12 protein-coding genes are annotated in these 18,659 nt (G+C 61.2%); 2 read left to right on the top strand and 10 right to left on the bottom strand.

Features of this window, described 5'->3' with window-relative positions; translation table 11 throughout:
• Window positions 1-3: 3 nt before the first annotated feature.
• The 3 genes from pbpC to DXT88_RS09900 all read right to left on the bottom strand — a co-directional run bounded on the left by pbpC (window position 4) and on the right by DXT88_RS09900 (window position 9,025).
• Window positions 4-2,211, bottom strand: coding sequence for a penicillin-binding protein 1C (pbpC, locus tag DXT88_RS09910; RefSeq protein ID WP_265213071.1), 2,208 nt, complete (start codon window positions 2,209-2,211; stop codon window positions 4-6).
• Complete coding sequence (locus tag DXT88_RS09905; protein ID WP_265213069.1) at window positions 2,211-8,021, bottom strand: Ig-like domain-containing alpha-2-macroglobulin family protein; 5,811 nt, start codon at window positions 8,019-8,021, stop codon at window positions 2,211-2,213. The genes pbpC and DXT88_RS09905 overlap by 1 nt, the downstream gene beginning before the upstream one ends.
• Before the next feature lie 122 nt (window positions 8,022-8,143).
• Window positions 8,144-9,025, bottom strand: a complete 882-nt coding sequence (locus DXT88_RS09900) for a LysR family transcriptional regulator (RefSeq protein WP_265213067.1) — start codon at window positions 9,023-9,025, stop codon at window positions 8,144-8,146.
• 99 nt (window positions 9,026-9,124) lie between these two features.
• On the opposite strand from DXT88_RS09900, the gene DXT88_RS09895 reads away from it, so the two are divergent.
• Both DXT88_RS09895 and DXT88_RS09890 read left to right on the top strand, forming a co-directional pair.
• Window positions 9,125-10,309, top strand: a complete 1,185-nt coding sequence (locus tag DXT88_RS09895) for an MFS transporter (RefSeq protein ID WP_265213065.1) — start codon at window positions 9,125-9,127, stop codon at window positions 10,307-10,309.
• Between the two features lie 38 nt (window positions 10,310-10,347).
• On the top strand, window positions 10,348-11,403 hold the full coding sequence (locus DXT88_RS09890) for an SDR family oxidoreductase (protein ID WP_265213063.1): 1,056 nt from the start codon (window positions 10,348-10,350) through the stop codon (window positions 11,401-11,403).
• A gap of 85 nt (window positions 11,404-11,488) precedes the next feature.
• Here DXT88_RS09890 and DXT88_RS09885 read toward each other — a convergent pair whose 3' ends face one another.
• The 7 genes from DXT88_RS09885 to hfq all read right to left on the bottom strand — a co-directional run bounded on the left by DXT88_RS09885 (window position 11,489) and on the right by hfq (window position 18,573).
• A complete protein-coding gene (locus DXT88_RS09885) occupies window positions 11,489-12,025 on the bottom strand; it encodes a phosphoribosyltransferase (protein ID WP_016834990.1) in 537 nt (178 codons plus the stop codon).
• Window positions 12,026-12,060: 35 nt separating this feature from the next.
• Window positions 12,061-13,374 carry an adenylosuccinate synthase gene (locus DXT88_RS09880; RefSeq protein ID WP_016834989.1) on the bottom strand — a complete coding sequence of 438 codons (1,314 nt, stop codon included), beginning with the start codon at window positions 13,372-13,374 and terminating at the stop codon, window positions 12,061-12,063.
• 3 nt (window positions 13,375-13,377) lie between these two features.
• Window positions 13,378-14,529, bottom strand: a complete 1,152-nt coding sequence (locus tag DXT88_RS09875) for an ATP phosphoribosyltransferase regulatory subunit (protein ID WP_265213060.1) — start codon at window positions 14,527-14,529, stop codon at window positions 13,378-13,380.
• Window positions 14,530-14,833: 304 nt separating this feature from the next.
• Window positions 14,834-15,718 carry a protease modulator HflC gene (hflC, locus tag DXT88_RS09870; protein ID WP_016834985.1) on the bottom strand — a complete coding sequence of 295 codons (885 nt, stop codon included), beginning with the start codon at window positions 15,716-15,718 and terminating at the stop codon, window positions 14,834-14,836.
• On the bottom strand, window positions 15,718-17,037 hold the full coding sequence (hflK, locus tag DXT88_RS09865) for an FtsH protease activity modulator HflK (RefSeq protein ID WP_029363612.1): 1,320 nt from the start codon (window positions 17,035-17,037) through the stop codon (window positions 15,718-15,720). Before hflK ends, hflC begins: the two co-directional genes overlap by 1 nt.
• A gap of 102 nt (window positions 17,038-17,139) precedes the next feature.
• The gene (gene hflX, locus DXT88_RS09860; protein WP_016834983.1) at window positions 17,140-18,294 is read right to left on the bottom strand and encodes a GTPase HflX; all 1,155 of its coding nucleotides are present in this window, start codon (window positions 18,292-18,294) and stop codon (window positions 17,140-17,142) included.
• A 39-nt stretch (window positions 18,295-18,333) separates the two neighbouring features.
• Entirely contained in the window at window positions 18,334-18,573 is a 240-nt protein-coding gene (hfq, locus tag DXT88_RS09855; protein ID WP_034297704.1) for an RNA chaperone Hfq, read from the bottom strand.
• Between the last annotated feature and the right edge of the window lie 86 nt (window positions 18,574-18,659).

Raw genomic sequence — 18,659 nt, 5'->3', positions numbered from 1 at the left:
TCGTTACTTTGCCGCGGCACCTTTGACCTTTACCGCCTTGCTCTCGGGCGGCCGCACCAGCGCCCCGCGTACTTCAAACTGCAACTGATCAAGCACCACCCCGTTCACATCCTGCAATACCAGCTTGTGCTTGCCCGGCCACGGCATCCAGTCGTAACCAAGGTCGCCCGTCTTCTTTCCGGCCGTCCGTACCAACGACTTGCCGTCGAGCACCCAGCTCCCCTGCTTCACACCCTGCGCACTGAAACGCAAACGCTGGTGCGCCGGCGGGATATCGGGGTCGATCGCCACCAGCATGCCAGGCGTCGGATAACTGATTGCCGGCGCAATGTCGTTGGACTTCGCCACGCGCAGCAAGGATTGCTGCGTGCCGGGCAGGAAGTATTCGGTGCGCGCCGCCTCAAGCCGGTTTTCGAATTGCACCGGCTGCGCGATTACCGACGCCGGCCTGGCCGGTTCCTGCGAACCGGATTGCCGGTGCAGGTATTGCATCACCTCCTGCCATACCGGCGCCGCACCGGTGACGCCCGAGACATCCCACATCGGTGCGCCGGACGCATTGCCGACCCACACCCCGACCGTATAGCGCGACGAGAAGCCGACGCACCAGTTGTCGCGCATGTCCTTCGACGTGCCGGTCTTGACTGCGGTCCAGATGCGCGTCGACAAGGCGCTCTCCAAGCCGAATGTGCGCGCCCGTGCGCTACGGTCCGACAAGATATCGCCGACGATGAAAGATGCGCTGCCATCCATCGCCTGCTGATAGGCCGCGCGCGGATCGCTGGTGGTGGTGCGTACGCTGCTGTAACGCCCCTGGTTCGCCAATGCCCGATAGGCATTGGTCAGCGAAAGCAGGCTGACGTCGGCGCTGCCGAGCGCCAGGCTGTAGCCGTAATAATCGCCGGACTCGCGCAGGTTGAAACCGAGTGATTGCAGGCGCCGGAAGAAGCGCTCCGGCGTCACCGTCACCAGTGTACGCACGGCAGGAATGTTCAGCGACGAACCGAGTGCCGTGCGCATGCTGACCAGGCCCTTGAACTGCTTGTCGTAATTCTGCGGAATATACAGCCCGGCGGACGTGGCCAGATTGACCGGCGAGTCATCCAGCAGCGAGGCCGCCGTCAGCCATTTCTTCTCGATCGCCAGTTCATACAGAAAAGGCTTCAGCGTCGAACCGGCCTGGCGCAACGCTTGCACGCCATCGACCTGCGCCGCGCCGGACAGGGAGCCGCTGGAGCCGACCCAGGCCAGCACGTCGCCGCTGGCGTTGTCGATCACGACCACCGCGCCGTCCTCGATATTGCGCTCGACCAGCGCCGACAATTGCCGCCGCAAGGCATCGCTGGCGAAGCGCTGGGTTGCCGCGTCAATCGTCGAATACACCGGCTTGCCGGCATCCTTGAGCAGCTTGCGTCCCAGATGCGGCGCCAGCTGCGGTGCAGTCCCAGCGCCGCTTAGCTCGCCTTTTGCCGTCGCGCGCGCCAGCACCAGTTCGGTACGCCCCTGCAGGCCGTTGCATTCCTGCGGCGCCTGTTGCTCCTTCAGGATCGCGCAGGCGCGTTCCGACACTTTCGCCGGCTTGGCGTTGGGCGCACGGATCAGCGCCACCGCAATCGCCGCTTCACTCTGGTTCAGGCCGCTCGGATGTTTGCCGAACAGCACGCGCGACAAGGCATGCACGCCGACCAACTCGCCGCGAAAGCTGACCAGATTGAGATAAGCCTCAAGGATCTGGTCCTTGCGCCAGTTGCGTTCCAGCGATTGCGCGATGAACACTTGCGACACTTTTTGCGTCATCGAACGCGCCGACGACTTGCGCCGCAAATCGTCGTAGATCAAACCCGCCAGTTGCATCGTGATGGTCGATGCGCCGCGCGTTTTGGTGTTCCACAGATTTCCCCACGCCGAAGCCGCGACGGCGTTCCAGTCAACGCCGCTGTGCTGATAGAAGCGCCGGTCTTCCGAAGCGATCAACGCATTGCGCAACGCCGGTGAAATGTCTTCCAACGCAATCCACGACAGCCGACGCTCGTTGGGGTTGAGCCGCAGCTGTTGGATCAGTTCGCCATGACGATCGAACATGGAGGCATCCGACGAGCGGAACGACTGCTGCACTTCGGCGAAGCCGGGAACGGCCAGCGCAATGCCCGGCACTCCCAGCAGGAGCGCCGCCGACACAGCCACCATATGCCGTCGCAGATTGAAGTTCATCATTGCGCCTTGATGCTCATCCTGGCGTTCGGGATTTCACCGAACATTTCCGGCGCATACATCGCCTCGACGCGCGTCGGCGGCAGGCTGAACTCGCCGGCGTTGTTCAGGCGCACCGTATAGGAAATGCTCGAACGCCCCTTGGGCATGCGCTCGTAATACGCACGATAGCCCTCGAAGCTGCGCTCTTCATACGCCAGCCATGCGCTGCCGCGCGAACGGCCGTCGTCCTCGCCGCTGCGCGTGATCGCCGAATCGCGCGCCAGTCCCGAACCCAGCAAACTCGCGCCGCCCGGAATCGGATCGCTCAGCACCACCCAGGTCATGTCGGTCTGCGCGTCGATATCCAGCGTCACGCGCAAAACGTCGCCGCGGCTGTAGATGCCCTGCTGCTTCTGCTCGACCGCGACTATCGTTTTGGTGATGCGATAGCCGCTCGAGAACGGCGACTTCAACGGCACCGCTGCCAGGCTCTGCATCGTGATCCACGGCTTGCCGCTGCCCTCTTGCGAGAACTTCAGCGTACCCGGCGCCGGCGTGCCCCACGGCAGTTGCAACTTGCCGCCGGCGGCGCCCGCACCGCTCCATGCGTGCGCATTGCTGCCGGCATCCGACACCACGCGCGTGGCGCCGGTGACTTTTTCGGCCTCGAAGGCGCGACTGAATTTCTCCAGCGCCAGGCTGCCCCAGACGTTGGCGGTGGTGGTGTTCCAATGACCGCGCTGCTGGCGCTGGATGGCGCCGCTGATCAGCTTGGGCATGTCTTCGCGCCAGGCCGGATTGTTCAGCATGGTCAGCACCAGCCGGTTGGCATTGCTGTCGCCGCTGGCCATCAGCCACCACCAATAGTCGCCCGCCTCATCCGAGAATCCCATGCGCGTGCCCTGATAGTTCAGGCGCGAACGAATGATCTGGTCAGCTTCGGCCAGGCGCTTGTCGCGCTCGGGAATCGTCGTCACGCGCTGCAGGATCGCAATCCAATCCAGCACCGCCGAGGTCGGCCACAGGTTCGGGTTGATCTGTACCGAACCGAGCATGGACGGCTGCACGCGATGATAGCGAGACAGCGCTTCCAGTGCAGCCAGCTTGCGCACGTCGAGGTCTTTTTTTGGCGACCAGAAATCGCGTGTGAGCTTGCCCTCGACGAAGGCGGCAAGACCGTCCAGCATCTTGTCGCGGCTCTGCAGCGGCAACGCATACGCCGCTTCGTTCGATGCCGCCAGCAGATACGCGGTCAACGTATCGCTGCCGCGCCGCGCGTTGGATTCGCTCGGCGGGAAATAATACGCCAGGCCGTCGGCATCGAGATAAGTCGGCAAGTCCGTAACGATCTTTTGCCACAGGGCGTCATCGCGCAGACCGATCGCCTTCGACGTCCGTTGTTCAAGGCAGGCAAACGGATAATCGGCGAAGTATTTGCGAATGCCTTCGCTGCCGCCGGCCAGGGACGGCTTGAGCGAAATGTTCAAACCGCCGCGTCCCGGCAGGCTGTCGGCCGGCTGCGCCACGCTCATCGACAAGGCCTTGTCGAGCTGGAACAGCGTGGCCTGCTGCACCGTCACCGGTATCGCCGGCAGGACGCGCTGCACGAACCGGATGCTGTCTTTGGCCGGTGACGCCGATTGCTCCTGCGCGCCGATTTCCCAGCTCAGTTGCGACACATCTGCAGGCACCATGACCGGCCAAGCGACTTCGCGCGCTTCACCGGCGGGAATCGCGACATCCTTGTCCTGCAAGGCAATCATGGATGCCGGAGTACCTCCGCTCGCCTTCGCATTCAGGCGAATCTGCATCGCCCGCGTCGTGGTGTTGCGCACCGTGACCATGGCGCTGAACTGATCGCCTTCGCGCACCAGCGGCGGCAAGCCGGAGATCACTTGCACATCCTGCGACGAGCGGATGCTGGCCGTGCCGGTGCCGAACAAGCCGGCGCCGCTCTCGGCAACCGCAACGATGCGGAACGACGTCAGCGAATCGTTGAGCGGCACATCAATCTGGGCCCTGCCGTTGGCGTCGAGCACCACGTAAGGTTTCCACAACAAAAGCGTATCGAACAGCTCGCGCGTCGGCGACTTGCCGCCGCCGCCGCCAGCCGGCGTCGCCTTCTTGCCGTAGTGGCGCTTGCCGATCACCTGCATCTGCGCGGTCGCGGTTTCGATGCCGTAGCTGCGCCGTTGCAGCATTGCGGAGAGCAGATTCCAGCTGTTGTTCGGCTGCAGTTCGAGCAAGGCCTCGTCCACCGCAGCGAGCGCGATTTCGGCACCGGCGGCCGGCTTGCCGTCGGGTTGCGTAACCTGCACATTGACCTTGGCGACAGAGCGGATCGGATAGCTGGCCTTGTCGGCGGTCACGGCAACTTTCAGCACGTGCGCGCCGCTGCCGACGGCGATTTCGGCAATCCCGAATTTGTACGCCGGCTTGGCCAGATCGACCATGGTGCCGGGCGCCTGGTATTCCTTGAATTCATGCCACCAGTTGATTGGTTCTTTCCAGCCCCAGGTGAAGAAGGAATACCACGGCACTTCGCGCATGCGGCCGCGCACTGCCAGCACCGACACATACACGTTTGGCGCAAAGCCGCCCTTGACCGGCAGGCTGATGGTCGGGTCCTGGCCATTCAATTGCACCACCTGGGTGTCGATGATGCCTTCGCGTTCCACCGCGACCAATGCTGTCGCGTAGCGGAACGGCATGCGCACCTGGAACCTGGCGGTCTCGCCGGGCTGGTAGGTTTTCTTCTCGGGAAGGATGTCGATGCGGTCCTGGTTTTCACCGTCGAACCACAACTCGCCCTGGCGCGTCACCCATACCGAGGTTTTGGCGAAGGAGGCGTTGCCGTTGGCGTCCTTGCCGCTGGCGGTCAGTTCGACATTGCCGGCTTCCGTCAACGACACTTCGCAGATTAGCACGCCATGCTTGTCGGTCTTGCCCGAACACAGCGTGCCGAGGTTTTGCGACGAACGCGTGTTTTCGTAAGCATAGAAACCGCCGACCATACGCTTGCGGTGCGAATTGGTCTGCTTGCTTTCGCCGCTGATTTCCACCGGCACGTCCGCTTGCGGCTGACCGGCGGCATTGAGTGCGACCATGGTCAGCGCCAGCTTCTTTTTCACCGAAACCCAGTCGCCGCCCTTGATGCCGATGACGACTGCCGATGGCCATAGCGTCGTGACATTGGAAACGGTCTGAATCTCGCCGTTCGGATCGTTATAGGTCATCTCGGTCAGCAACTCGCGCGGCGTCTTCAAGACAGGCAGCGACTTGACCGTGGTGCGGCCGGCGCCGTTCTTGTCGAGCGTCACGGGCAACTTGTCGGCGACGATTTTCTGGTCGTCGTTGCCGGCGCCATCTTCTCCACCGGAATTGCCCGCATCGAAGGAGTAGCCTTCATACGCGGGGAAACTGACCGGCTTGGCACGCATCAGGCTGGTGACGCGCACGGTTTGGCCGGAGGCGCCGCCGCCGTTGATGTAATTGAGCTGTACGTCGAGCGGCACTTCTTTCGGCGCCACCAGAGCGTCTCCCTTGCCTTTCCCCGCCACCGGCGTGATGCGTCCCTGCATCAGCGGCAGACGGAATTCTTCCACGCGGAAGCTGCCGCTGCTATAGGTTCCGGGCGCATAGCCGCCATCTCCCTCGTCACCGTCGGCGCTCCCTTCATTGCCGGCTTTCGCAGCGCCGCGATCGAGCAGCACTTCATAGCTGCCGAGCTTGGCTTCCTTGGGAATTGAGAAGACAGTCTCCGCGTTCTTCTGATTGCGCCAGTTCAGCGCGAACTGGAATTCCTGCCCGCTGCCCTGATGGATGATGCGCACACGCGTCGGCAACTTGTCTTTGCCGGCCAGCGCAAAACCGTTCATGCTTTCAAGGCGGAACTCATGTTTCATCGACACCGTTTCACCGGCGCGGAACAAGGTACGGTCGAAGATCGTGTGGGCGCGCGCGCTGGAGCTTGCGGATCGATCCGTCGGCAAATTGAAGCGCCACGACTCGATGCCGTCGTTCCACGAGGTCAGCGCGAACGCCATGTCGGCGCGTCCCTGCTCGTCGGTCTTGCGGGCGCTGACGAACAGGCCGTTGATGGCGCCGTCTTGATTCTGCCCCATGGCGCAGACATCTTCGAGCGGTTTGGCGATGGTCGCCACGCCGATGGCATTGGTCTTGCCGCGCCAGATTTCGTCGCCCTTGCAATTGGAAATGCGGACGTCGGCGTCGGCCACCGGTTTGGCGGTATCCAGCGTGGTCACCCAGACCGCATTGTTTTCGCGGCCCAGCTTGACGTGCACCGACAGATTGGTCACCAGCGTGCTGGTGCGCACATACATCGGCGCCGGCTTGCCGAGCAACGAGGCGCCGAGCTTCTGCGACTCCAGTTCGACGACGTAAAAGCCGGGATCCTTCAGCGGGATGCCGACCACTTCAAACGGCCGCTCGCCGTCCTTGGCGTCGGACAAGGCCGGCAGGTTCAGCGTCTTCACTCCCGGCTCTTTCGCCAGCAAACCGATGGCGCGCGTATCGGGCGTCTTGCCGGAGGTATCGCCCCAGCGCTCGTGGTAGCGATTGAGGCGCGTCAGCCATGCGATCACGCCCTTGTCGCCGTCGACCTTGAGATTGGCGACCTTGCCAGGCAAGGCTTTGCCGTCAATGCCGCGCGCCAGCAGATTGGCTTCGACGCGTCGCAGGGTCACCGGCAAGGTGGCGTCAGCGTTCAGTTCGATGATGCCGAACGGCGCCGCCGGAAATTTCGCCAGCGGCGGATAGCCGGCGGTGCGCGACTTCAGCGGAAACGCGGAGGCATTGCCGAGCGCACGGCCGCTTTCGTCCTTGAAGCCGGACGGCAGGTTGATGGTGAATTCACCGTTCTCGGCGAACGGCGGCTTGAAGGTCAGTCCGTAGACGGTCTCGTCGACATTGCCCTTTTCAAAGAAAGGCTTGAGCTTGCCGTTGCTGCTTTTGAGCTCTACCGCCTCGGCCAGCTTGCGCGGCACCGGCGAGGAGAACGACATGGTCACGGGACGGATAGGCGAGCACGCGGCGTTGGCGTTTTCACGTTCGCAGCTGAGGCTGGCGGCGAACTCCTTGCGCACCTTGAACTTGAAGGTCTGCGGAATCGTGGTGGCGATGCCGTTCGGCGTGGCGATGCCCTTGTCCCAGGTCAGCCGCACCGTGGCGTCATTGGGCAGGCGCTGCTGGCATTGCACGATGGTGACGGTGGCCGGATCGATTTTCTTGGCGAACTCTTGCAGCAACTGCTTGCGCGTGGCGTCGGCGACGAACTTGACCGGAATGCGCTCATGCACGCCTTCGGCTTCGCAGTACAGATGGTCGCGCACGGTGTCCTGGTTGGCCGCGCCGTTCTGGAACAGGATGAAGGCCTGTTCTTCTTCGATTTCTTCGCCGCTCGGCATGTGGCGCACCACCGCCGGGCCGCCGGTGCTGAACTGGAATACGCTCTTGCCGCTCAGCGCAGCGCCGGATACCGCCTTGACGCCGGGCTTCAACGTAAAGGAGCAACGTGTGCCGGGCGGCAGGTCGCGCTCGAAATCATAGACCCAGTTCTTGCCGTCGGCCCAGCGTGAAGTCCCGGCCACCGCGCAATTGACGTCGAACGGCGCCGCCGCCTTGGGATCGCCGAACTTGATGATCGGTTCGGAGAAGGTAGCGCGCGCCTGGCGGATCTGGGCCACCTCGCCTTGCGGTGAAAAGCCGGCAACGCCGGCGGCCCCGGCGTCGGTAGCCGGCGACAAGAGTAATGCCAATACCAGTTGCAATGGCGAGATCCAACGTGCAGTCCGGGAAATCAGGGGCATGCTTGCTCCGTTATATTTTTAATCAGTGTTAAGCAATTTTGCAGCAACGCATCATGATGGCGAATCGTCGTGACACGATCAAGACAAATGACACGTCGAATGGTTCTATTCCAAAACAGGCATTACAGCTTGCATTGCAAGAAATCGAGGAAGCAGCTGATCCGCCGCGAAATCCGGGTATTCCGATAATACACAGCGTGGATCTGCTGGCGGAACGCCGTGTGCGACTTTTCCAGCAAGCGAACCAGACGTCCCTCCTTCACATCGGCATCCGACATGAAATTGGACAGGCAAGCGATGCCTTGCCCGTGCAGCGCCAGTTGCCGGATGGTCTCGCCGCTGGAGGCGCGCAGCGCCGGACGGATCGGATAGCGGTCGCCGTCTTCATGCTGCAGCGGCCAGTTGTTGAGCCCTTCCGGCTGCGTAAAGCCGATCAGCTGATGCTTGTCGAGCTCCTTGACCGTCTTCGGCGTGCCGTGACGGCGCAGGTATTCCGGACTGGCCAGCAGTTGCAGCCGCGCCGAGGTCAGCGGTTTGGCATGCAGCGTGGAATCCTGCAGCTCGCCGATACGGATGGCGATGTCGGTACGCTGCTCGACCAGGTCGATGAAGCGATCGTTGGTGGTCAGGTCCAGTTCAATATCGGGATATGCCTCACGGAAGGCGCCGACGTGCGGCACGATACAGTGCAGCATGAACGGCGCCGAGGCATCCACACGCAGCTTGCCGACCGGCTTCTGGCTGCGGATGCGGATCGATTCTTCGGCGCGCTCCATGGCGGCAACGATCTCGCGCGCCTGCTCCAGGAATACCTGCCCTTCTTCGGTCAGGTCCATGCGCCGCGTGGTGCGCGTCAGCAGGCTGGTGCCGAGTTTTTCCTCCAGCCGCGTCAATGCCCGGCTGACGCCCGACGTGGTCTGCTCCAGCACCTCGGCGGCGGCGCTCAGGCTGCCGGCCTCGACCACCGCGATAAAGATCCGCATTTCATCCGACTGCATGGCCATTGTTGACTCCAATTCAAATATTTTTTGATTTTAACGGTATTTTTCTCAACAAAGATAGCCGTCACAATGCGATACGTCAAACCAACCTGGAGTTGCATCATGCCGATTGCTTTATGGGCGCTGGCCATCAGCGCATTTGCGATAGGAACCACCGAATTCGTCATCATGGGCCTGTTGCCCGAAGTCGCCGCCAATCTGGGCACGACCCTGTCTTCGGCCGGCTTGCTGGTCACCGGCTACGCGCTGGGCGTGTTTGTCGGTGCGCCGCTGGTCACCGCCACCACCGGCAAGCTGCCGCGCAAGACTTTGCTGGTCAGCCTGATGGTGCTGTTCGTCATCGGCAACGTCGGCTGTGCAATCGCGCCGGATTACACCACGCTGATGATTTCGCGCATCGTCGCGTCGTTTTCGCATGGTGCCTTCTTCGGCGTCGGTTCGGTGGTCGCCACCGGCCTGGTGCCGAAGGAAAAGCAGGCTTCCGCGATCGCCCTGATGTTCACCGGCCTGACCGTGGCCAACGTGTTGGGCGTGCCATTCGGCACCTGGCTCGGCCAGATGTACGGCTGGCGCTCGACCTTCTGGGCAGTCAGCGCCATCGGCGTGGTGGCCTTGCTGGCAACCGCCTATCTGGTGCCGCGCTCGGATGACCGGCAGGATGCCGACTTCCGCAGCGAACTGCGCGTGCTGGGTCGTCCGCAAGTGCTGCTGGGCCTGCTGATGACAGTGCTGGGCTTCGGCGGCGTGTTTGCGGCGTTCACCTACATCGCGCCAATCCTGACCGACATCACCGGCTTCCAACCGGGCGCCGTATCGCCGATCCTGCTGCTGTTCGGCGTCGGCCTGGTGGGCGGTAATCTGCTGGGCGGCAAGTTCGCCGACAAGTACCTGATGCCGACGCTGGTGATCAGCCTGGTGTTGCTGGCCGGCGTACTGGTGCTGTTCTCGTTCACCAGCCATTACAAATTGGCCGCCGTGATCACGGTCGGCTTGCTGGGCGCCGCGGCCTTCGCCACCGTGCCGCCGCTGCAAATGCGCGTACTGGAAAAAGCCACCGGCGCGCCCAACCTGGCCTCATCGGTCAATATCGCCGCCTTCAATCTTGGCAATGCCCTCGGTGCATGGCTGGGCGGCGTCACCATCGATCACGGTCCCGGCTTGCACGCAGTGTCGCTGGTCGCCGCACTGATTACCGCAGGCGGATTGGTGGTCGCGCTGATCAGTTGGAAGCTGGATCGCAAAACCGCTCCGGCGGTTTCGCTGAAGGCCGCCAACGAAGCTTGCTAAGGCCACTTTGACCTTAACCTGTCCGGGAAACCATCATCATGAACACGCAAAAAGTAGCATTGGTAGTCGGCGCCCAAGGCGTCATCGGCCGCAACCTGATCGATCATCTGCGCGGCCTTGAAGACTGGAATATCGTCGGCCTGTCGCGCCGCGGCGGCCAGTCCGACGCGCGCGTGCAGCACGTCGCGGTCGACCTGCTCGACCGCGACGACGCCCGCGCCAAACTGGGCGGCCTCCAACAAGTCACCCACATCTTTTACGCCGCCTACCAGCATCGCCCGACCTGGGCCGAATTGGTGGGGCCTAATCTGGCGATGCTGGTCAATACGCTGGAAAGCGTCGAGCCGGTCGCCGATCGTCTGCAACACGTCAGCCTGATGCAGGGCTACAAGGTCTACGGCGGCCATCTCGGTCCGTTCAAGACGCCGGCGCGTGAAACCGATGCGCATTTCATGCCGCCGGAATTCATGTTCGACCAGCAGACTTATCTCGAGCAGCGCCAGCAAGGCAAGGCCTGGACCTGGTCGGGCATCCGCCCGGCGGTGGTCGGCGGCTTTGCGTTGGGCAATCCGATGAACCTGGCGCTGGCAATCGCGGTGTATGCGTCAGTGTCGAAAGAACTGGGCCTGCCGCTGCGTTTTCCAGGCAAACCGGGCGCCTATGACAAGCTGGTTGAAATGACCGATGCGGGCCTGCTGGCCAAGGCCACGGTGTGGGCGGCGACCGATCCGCGTTGCGGCAACCAGGCCTTCAACATCGGCAACGGCGATCTGTTCCGCTGGAGCGAAATGTGGCCGAAGATTGCGCGCTATTTCGATCTCGAGGCAGCGCCGCCCTTGCCCCTGTCGCTGACTACGGTGATGGCGGACAAGGCCGAGGTGTGGCAGCGCATCGTCGACAAGCACGACCTGGCCCGGCACGATCTGGCGGAATTATCGTCGTGGGAGTTCAGCGACTTCGTGTTCTCCTGGGACTACGACATGTTCGGCGACGGCTCCAAGGCGCGGCGCTTCGGCTTTCATGCGTATGTCGAGACCGAGGCGATGTTCATGGCGATCTTTGACGACTTCCGTCGCCGCAAAGTGATTCCCTGAGGCAGCGGCGATGCGGGATCGCGGACATAAAAAAAGAGCTTACGTGAATGCGTAAGCTCTTTTTTTGGTCTCGCAGAACGGCGAATTACTTCGTCTCGCCCTTCTTGACCCATGCCGCCAACTGATGCGGACCAAGGCCGTCGTAGTCTTCGAACGGCTGGTGGATCCATGGATTGGTCGGCAGGTAGTCGAGGTGATAGTCCGGCTCGACGATCGAGCAGGCCTTCCACCACAGCACTGCCGATTTGATCTCGGTCACGGCCGGATAGTGCTCCTTGAGGTGCTGCTGGACCTTTTGCAGCGTTACGCCGGAATCGACCAGATCGTCCACCAGCAAAACGCGGCCCGACAGGCTGCCCTTGGTGATGGTGATGTATTTGGCGATGTCCAGGCTGCTGCGGATGGTGCCCGCGGCTTCACGGTAGGAGCTGGTCGACAGGATCGCCAGCGGCACGTCGAAGATGCGCGAGAACACATCGCCGGGTCGCAAGCCGCCGCGCGCCAGGCACAGGACCTGGTCGAATTGCCAGCCCGATTCATACACCTTCAGGGCCAGCTTTTCGATGCTGCGGTTGTAGTCATCCCAGGAGACCCACAGGTCTTTGTCGTCGGATATTTTCATTATTGATACTCGTCGTACGAAATTGCTTTACGGGATTACTTGAACGGATGACGCAGGACGATGGTTTCTTCGCGATCCGGACCGGTAGAAATCATGTCGATGGGCACGCCGACCAGTTCCTGGATACGTTCGATGTAAGCGCGCGCGTTCTTCGGCAAGCCGTCCAGCGATTGTACGCCGACGGTCGACTCTTTCCAGCCCGGCATTTCTTCGTAGATCGGCACGCAGGCAGCGGCTTCTTCAGCGCCGACCGGGAAGATGTCGACGGTCTTGCCGTTGAGTGTATAACCGGTGCACAGCTTGAGCGACTCGAGGCCGTCCAGCACGTCCAGCTTGGTCAGGCACATGCCGGACACGCCGTTGATCTGCACCGAACGCTTCAGCAGCGCAGCGTCGAACCAGCCGCAGCGGCGCGCACGGCCGGTGACGGTGCCGAATTCGTGACCGACGGAAGCCAGATGCTTGCCGACGCCTGCATCGGTCGGCAATTCGGCCGGGAACGGGCCCGAACCGACGCGTGTGGTGTAGGCCTTGGTGATGCCCATGACATAGTGCAGCATGTCGGGACCGACACCGGCGCCGGCGGCAGCGTTGCCGGCCACGCAGTTGCTCGAGGTGACGAACGGATAAGTGCCGTGGTCAACGTCCAGCAGGCTGCCTTGCGCGCCTTCGAACAGCAGGTTGGAACCGTTCTGGTTGGCGATATGCAGGTCGTTGGAAACGTCGGCGACCATCGGCTTCAGGCGCGGCACATTGGCCAACGCATCGTCCAGCGTCTTCTGGAAATCGACCGGCTGGGTCTTCAGGTATTGAGTCAGGACGAAGTTATGGTAGTCCAGGTTTTCCAGCAGCTTCTCAGCGAAGCGCTTTTCGTTGAGCAGATCGGCCACGCGGATGGCGCGACGGGCAACCTTGTCTTCGTAGGCGGGGCCGATGCCCTTGCCGGTCGTGCCGATCTTGGCGGCGCCGCGGGCGGCTTCACGCGCCACGTCCAGCGCCACGTGATAAGGCAGGATCAGCGGACAGGCTTCGGATACTTTCAGGCGCGACGCGACTTCGACGCCGGCAGCTTCCAGCTTGTCGATTTCACGCAGCAGATCAGGCACGGACAGGACGACGCCATTGCCGATATAGCAAGCCACGCCGGCACGCATGATGCCGGACGGAATCAATTGCAGAGCAGTCTTCTTGCCGCCGATGACCAGCGTATGGCCGGCGTTGTGGCCGCCTTGGAAACGCACCACGCCCTGGGCGTGATCGGTCAGCCAATCGACGATCTTACCTTTACCTTCATCGCCCCACTGCGTACCGATGACGACGACATTCTTTGCATTGCTTTTCTGTAACATGGCTTAACCCAAATTTTTGATAATCCAATTTCCATTGCTGAGTTCCACTGCGCGGTCGCAGTCGAATTCGTCCTGGTCGTTCTCGTGTCCCGGGAGACTTTGAATCACGATTTCCCCGGCGCGGCGCAATTCCGCTATTTTCTCACGCAAACCTGCCTCGGTACCCCATGGCGCCCGAATTGCAGGCTTTCTTTCCGCGCCCGGCATCAGGCGAGCCAGTTCACGCAAATCCATGGAAAAACCGGTGGCCGGGCGGGCGCGTCCAAATGCTTCGCCGACATGATCGTAACGGCCGCCGCGCACCACCGCGTTGGGCAAGCCGGGCACGTAAGCCGCGAACATCACGCCGCTGTGATAGTGGTAACCGCGCAGGTCGGCCAGGTCGATGGTGACGTTGGCTTCGCCGGCCAGTTGCGCCAGCGCTTGCAGTTCGTCGAGCGCCTGGGCAATGCCCGGCAGCGCCGGCAAGGCCTTGCGTGCACGTGCGATCACTTCGATGTCGCCGTACAGCCCCGGCAATGCCAGCAAAGCGTCACGCGTGGCCGGCAGATAATCGTTGGTCAGTATGTGCAGACCGGGGATGTCCTTGGCTTCCAGCAGGCCGAACAGTTGCGCTGCCTGCTTCGCCGCCTTCTCGTCGTTGGCGATGATGGCGCGCAGCACGCCGACGTGGCACAAGTCCAGCCGCACCTTGCCGATGCCGGCCAGCGCCAATGAGGCCAGCGCCAGTTCCTGGATTTCGGCGTCGGCTTCGAGGCCGGCGTGGCCGTAGATTTCGGCGCCGATCTGCAAGGGTTCGCGCGTGGCATGCAGGCCCGAGGGACGGGTATGCAACACGCTGCCCGCGTAGCACAGGCGCGTGACGGAATCACGGTTGAGCAAATGCGCGTCGATGCGCGCGACTTGCGTGGTCATGTCGGCACGAATCCCCAGCGTGCGTCCCGACAGCTGATCAACCAGCTTGAAGGTGCGCAGGTCGGTGTCCTGACCGGCGCCGGTCAGCAACGACTCAAGATATTCGAGCAACGGCGGCATGACCATTTCGTAGCCGTACAGGCGGAAATTGTCGAGCATGCGGCGACGCAGCTCTTCAATCTTGCGCGCTTCTGACGGCAGGACGTCGGCGATATTTTCAGGAAGAAGCCAGTTCGGCATAAAACAATTCAATCAAAAAATATATCTGAAACAAACCCCGGCATGCACAGGAAAAACTCGGGCGAAACCGGGCAAACCCCACCACACGCGGCAAGGCACACGCGTCCGAAGAAGCGTATGCCTGAAGCACATCACATCAATGCTGGGGAAACAAATACTCGAAAGAAACGAAAAGAAACGTTAGAAACAGCGATAGAAACAGCAGACAACAATTCAAGTCAACAAAACAGAGGACGCCCCGTGTCGGCGGCATCCATTTTCTGTTCGCGCAACCCGATATTGTATACCACGATCGGGTCGTGGCTTATTTCTTGGCGCTCGCGCTTCCGACGCCCTTGAAATACTTGAAGAACTCGGAGTTGGGGTCCACCACCATCAGGTCGTGACGGTTCTTGAAGCTGGCGCGATAAGCCTCGAGGCTGCGATAGAACTTGAAGAACTCGGGATTCTGTCCGAATGCCTGGGCGTAGACCTGGGAAGCCTTGGCGTCACCCGCGCCGCGGATCTTTTCCGCATCGCGATAGGCTTCGGCCAGAAGCACCACACGCTGACGATCGGCGTCGGCGCGGATCTTTTCCGACTCGGCGGCGCCGGTGGAACGCAATTCGTTGGCAACGCGGGCGCGTTCGGACTTCATGCGGTCGTACACCGAATTGTTGATCTGGTCGACATAGTCGACCCGGCGCAGACGCACATCGATGATCTCGGCGCCGATCTGCTTGGCTTCCGTGGCAACCTTGCGCTGGATCGCGTCCATCACCTTGCCGCGTTCACCGGAGATCACTTCGCGCACGGTGCGCTTGGTGATTTCTTCGTTCAGCGCAGCCTTGACGATTTGCGACAGACGATCTTGCGCACGACGCTCATCGCCGCCGAAGCTGATGAAATACAGACGCGGATCGACAATGCGCCATTTGACGAAGGAGTCCACCAGGACGTTTTTCTTTTCGGCCGTGATGAAACGATCGGCGTCAGGCGTATCCAGGGTCTGGATGCGCTTGTCGATGTAGATGACGTTCTGGAACGGCGGCGGCAGCTTGAAGTGCAGGCCCGGCTCCGTCACCACCTGCTTGACTTCGCCGAGGGCGAAAACGATGGCCGACTGGCGCTGTTCAACGACGAAGATGGTGGTCGACACCAGCCAGATGGCGATGACGGCGGCGATGATGCTGGTAATCAGGCGGCTCATTAGCGTACCTCCCGATCGCGGGAATCACGCGCATCCCGGTTGCGGGAATCACGTTGGACATCAGTTGAATACACTGGATCTGTTCCTGGAAGTGTTGGCGAGGCCGTGGATGATCCTGCAGGCGCAGTCGCAGGCTTCGCGGCAGCGGCGGCGTTGTCGGATTGCTGGATCAGCTTGTCCAGCGGCAGATACAGCAGGTTGTTGCCGCTCTTGGCGTCCACCATGACCTTGGTCGTGTTGGAGAAGATCTGCTGCATGGTTTCCAGATACATGCGGTCACGCGTCACGGCCGGCGCTTTTTGGTATTCCTCGAGCACCTGCTTGAAGCGCGCGGCATCGCCTTCGGCGTTGGCGACGATGCGCGAACGGTAGGCTTCGGCTTCTTCCAGCAGACGCGAAGCAGCGCCGCTGGCCTTCGGAATCACATCGTTGGCATAAGCCTGGCCTTCATTCTTCTGGCGCTCGCGATCCTGCCCTGCCTTGACGGCATCGTCAAATGCCGCCTGTACCTGTTCGGGCGGTTGCACGCCTTGCATGGTGACGTTGGTGATCTGCACGCCCGATTTGTAGCGATCGAGGATTTGCTGCATCAACTGGCCGACGTCGAGCGCCACCTTTTCACGGCCTTCGTACAACACGAAGTCCATCTTGCTGCGGCCGACGATTTCGCGGATTGCGGTCTCGGCGACCTGGCGCACGGTTTCGTCCTGGTCACGATTGTTGAACAGCCATTCTGCGGCGTTCTTGAGCTTGTATTGCACGGCGAACTGGATGTCGATGATGTTTTCATCGTCAGTCAGCATCAGCGCTTCCTTCAATTGCTTGTTCTTGGCGTTGCTGCGATAGCCGATTTCCGCCGTACGTACCTGCGAGACGTTCACGATCTCGTGGCTTTGCAGCGGATAAGGCCAGCGCCAGTTAAAACCGGGCAACGTGGTGTGACTGTATTTGCCGAAGGTCATGACGACCGCGGTCTGGCCTTCCTGAACAATGAAGAAGCCGCTGGCCAGCCACAGGAACGCGACGATGACGGCAATCACGCCGGCGCCAATGCCGGCGCCCTTGATGTCGCCGCGATTAAAGCCGCCGCCGTCACCGTTATCGGAACCGCCGCCACCGCGTTTGCCGAACAGCCGGCTCAGGCGCTGGTTGAAATCGCGCCACAGCTGATCGAGGTCGGGAGGACCGTCGTCCGGCTTCTTGCCGTTATTGCCGTTGTTCTGATTTTGACGGTTGTTGTCGTCTTGTGAACCGCGCCCCCATTGAGGGTCGTTCAACGAAAACTTTATACCGAGTTTTTTGAATAGAGAAACGAGCATGCGTTGCGATCCGGCTTAGTAATTGAAAAAATCAAAAGAGGGAATGCCCGCCAACTTCGAGAACCGCCCGGACGACCAGCTGTGGCGGTTCAAGCCAACAGATTAATGCGCTTGCGTATCGTGTACATCGTACACATTGTGCGCATCTTGAGAATCGAAAGTCTGTGATCGGGCGCCCCTGCGCACCTCGATCGACGACCTGAGTGAGTCGGCAATTGCCTGCCGCAACAAATCCAGGCCGGCGCCAGTTTTCGCACTGACAAAAACCCGGTGGATTCTACCATACTCATCATGCTCAATTGCCGGCTCCAGGTCGGCGGCATCGATCTTGTTCCAGACCAGAATCTGGGGAATATGATCCGCGCCGATCTCCTTGAGAACCAGATTCACCTGCTCGATTTGTTCCATCCGCACCGGGCTTGCCGCATCGACAACATGCAGCAGCAGATCGGCGTGGATGGTCTCTTCGAGCGTGGCGCGAAATGCCGCCACCAGTTGGTGAGGCAACTCGCGGATGAACCCGACCGTGTCTGAAATGACAACGTGGCCGACCTCGCCCAGATATACCCGGCGCGACGTCGTGTCTAGCGTCGCGAACAGCTGGTTGGCGGCATATACGCCGGCCTTGGCCATGGCGTTGAACACCGTGGATTTGCCCGCGTTGGTGTAACCGACCAGCGACACCGAGAACGTGTCGTTGCGGCCGCGTGCGCGTCGTTGCGTGGCATGCTGACGATGCAGCTTGGCCAGTTGGGCACGCAAGGCCTTGACGCGATCGCCGAGCAGTCGACGGTCGGTTTCGAGCTGGGTTTCGCCGGGACCGCGCAAGCCGATACCGCCCTTTTGCCGTTCCAGGTGAGTCCAGCCACGGATCAGGCGCGTCGCCAGATGCTGCAACTGGGCGAGCTCAACCTGCACCTTGCCTTCATGGCTCTTGGCGCGTTGGGCGAAAATATCGAGGATCAGGCTGGTGCGATCAAGCACCCGCGTTTTCAGTACCCGTTCGAGATTGCGCTGTTGCGCAGGCGATAAGGCATGATTGAAGATAACGATGTCCAGTTGCAGATCGGCTACTGCATCCGCAATCTCCTGCGCCTTGCCGGAACCGACAAACAGCGCGGCGTCCGGACTGGCGCGCTTGCCGGTTACGGTGGTAACAGGCTCTGCGCCAGCGGACTTGGCCAGCAGGAATAATTCATCCAGACTTGCGGCAAAATCGCTTTTGCCGAAATCCAGGCCGACTAGCGCGGCACGCATATCAGTATGCACACGGCGTGGCGCCGGCTGGATAAACCATTATTCCGCTTCTGCCGAATCGAGGCTCAGGTTCACGGCACGGGCTGGTACGACGGTAGAAATGGCGTGCTTGTATACCATTTGCGTGACGGTATTGCGCAGCAGGACGACATATTGATCGAACGACTCAACATGGCCTTGCAGTTTGATCCCGTTGACCAGATAGATCGAGACGGGGACGTGTTCTTTTCTTAAGGCATTAAGAAATGGGTCTTGTAACAATTGCCCTTTGTTGCTCATGGCAGCTCCACTGTGTTGTTGTGATTAGGATTTGGAGGCACCTGACAAAATTTCAAGTGCTTTACCAATCTATGCGTTATGAATGT

Source organism: Herbaspirillum lusitanum (assembly GCF_026127345.1).
GTDB classification, from domain to species: domain Bacteria; phylum Pseudomonadota; class Gammaproteobacteria; order Burkholderiales; family Burkholderiaceae_D; genus Herbaspirillum; species Herbaspirillum lusitanum.
The sequence above is the reverse complement of the archived record's forward strand: the minus strand, read 5'-3'. Positions and strand labels throughout refer to the sequence as shown.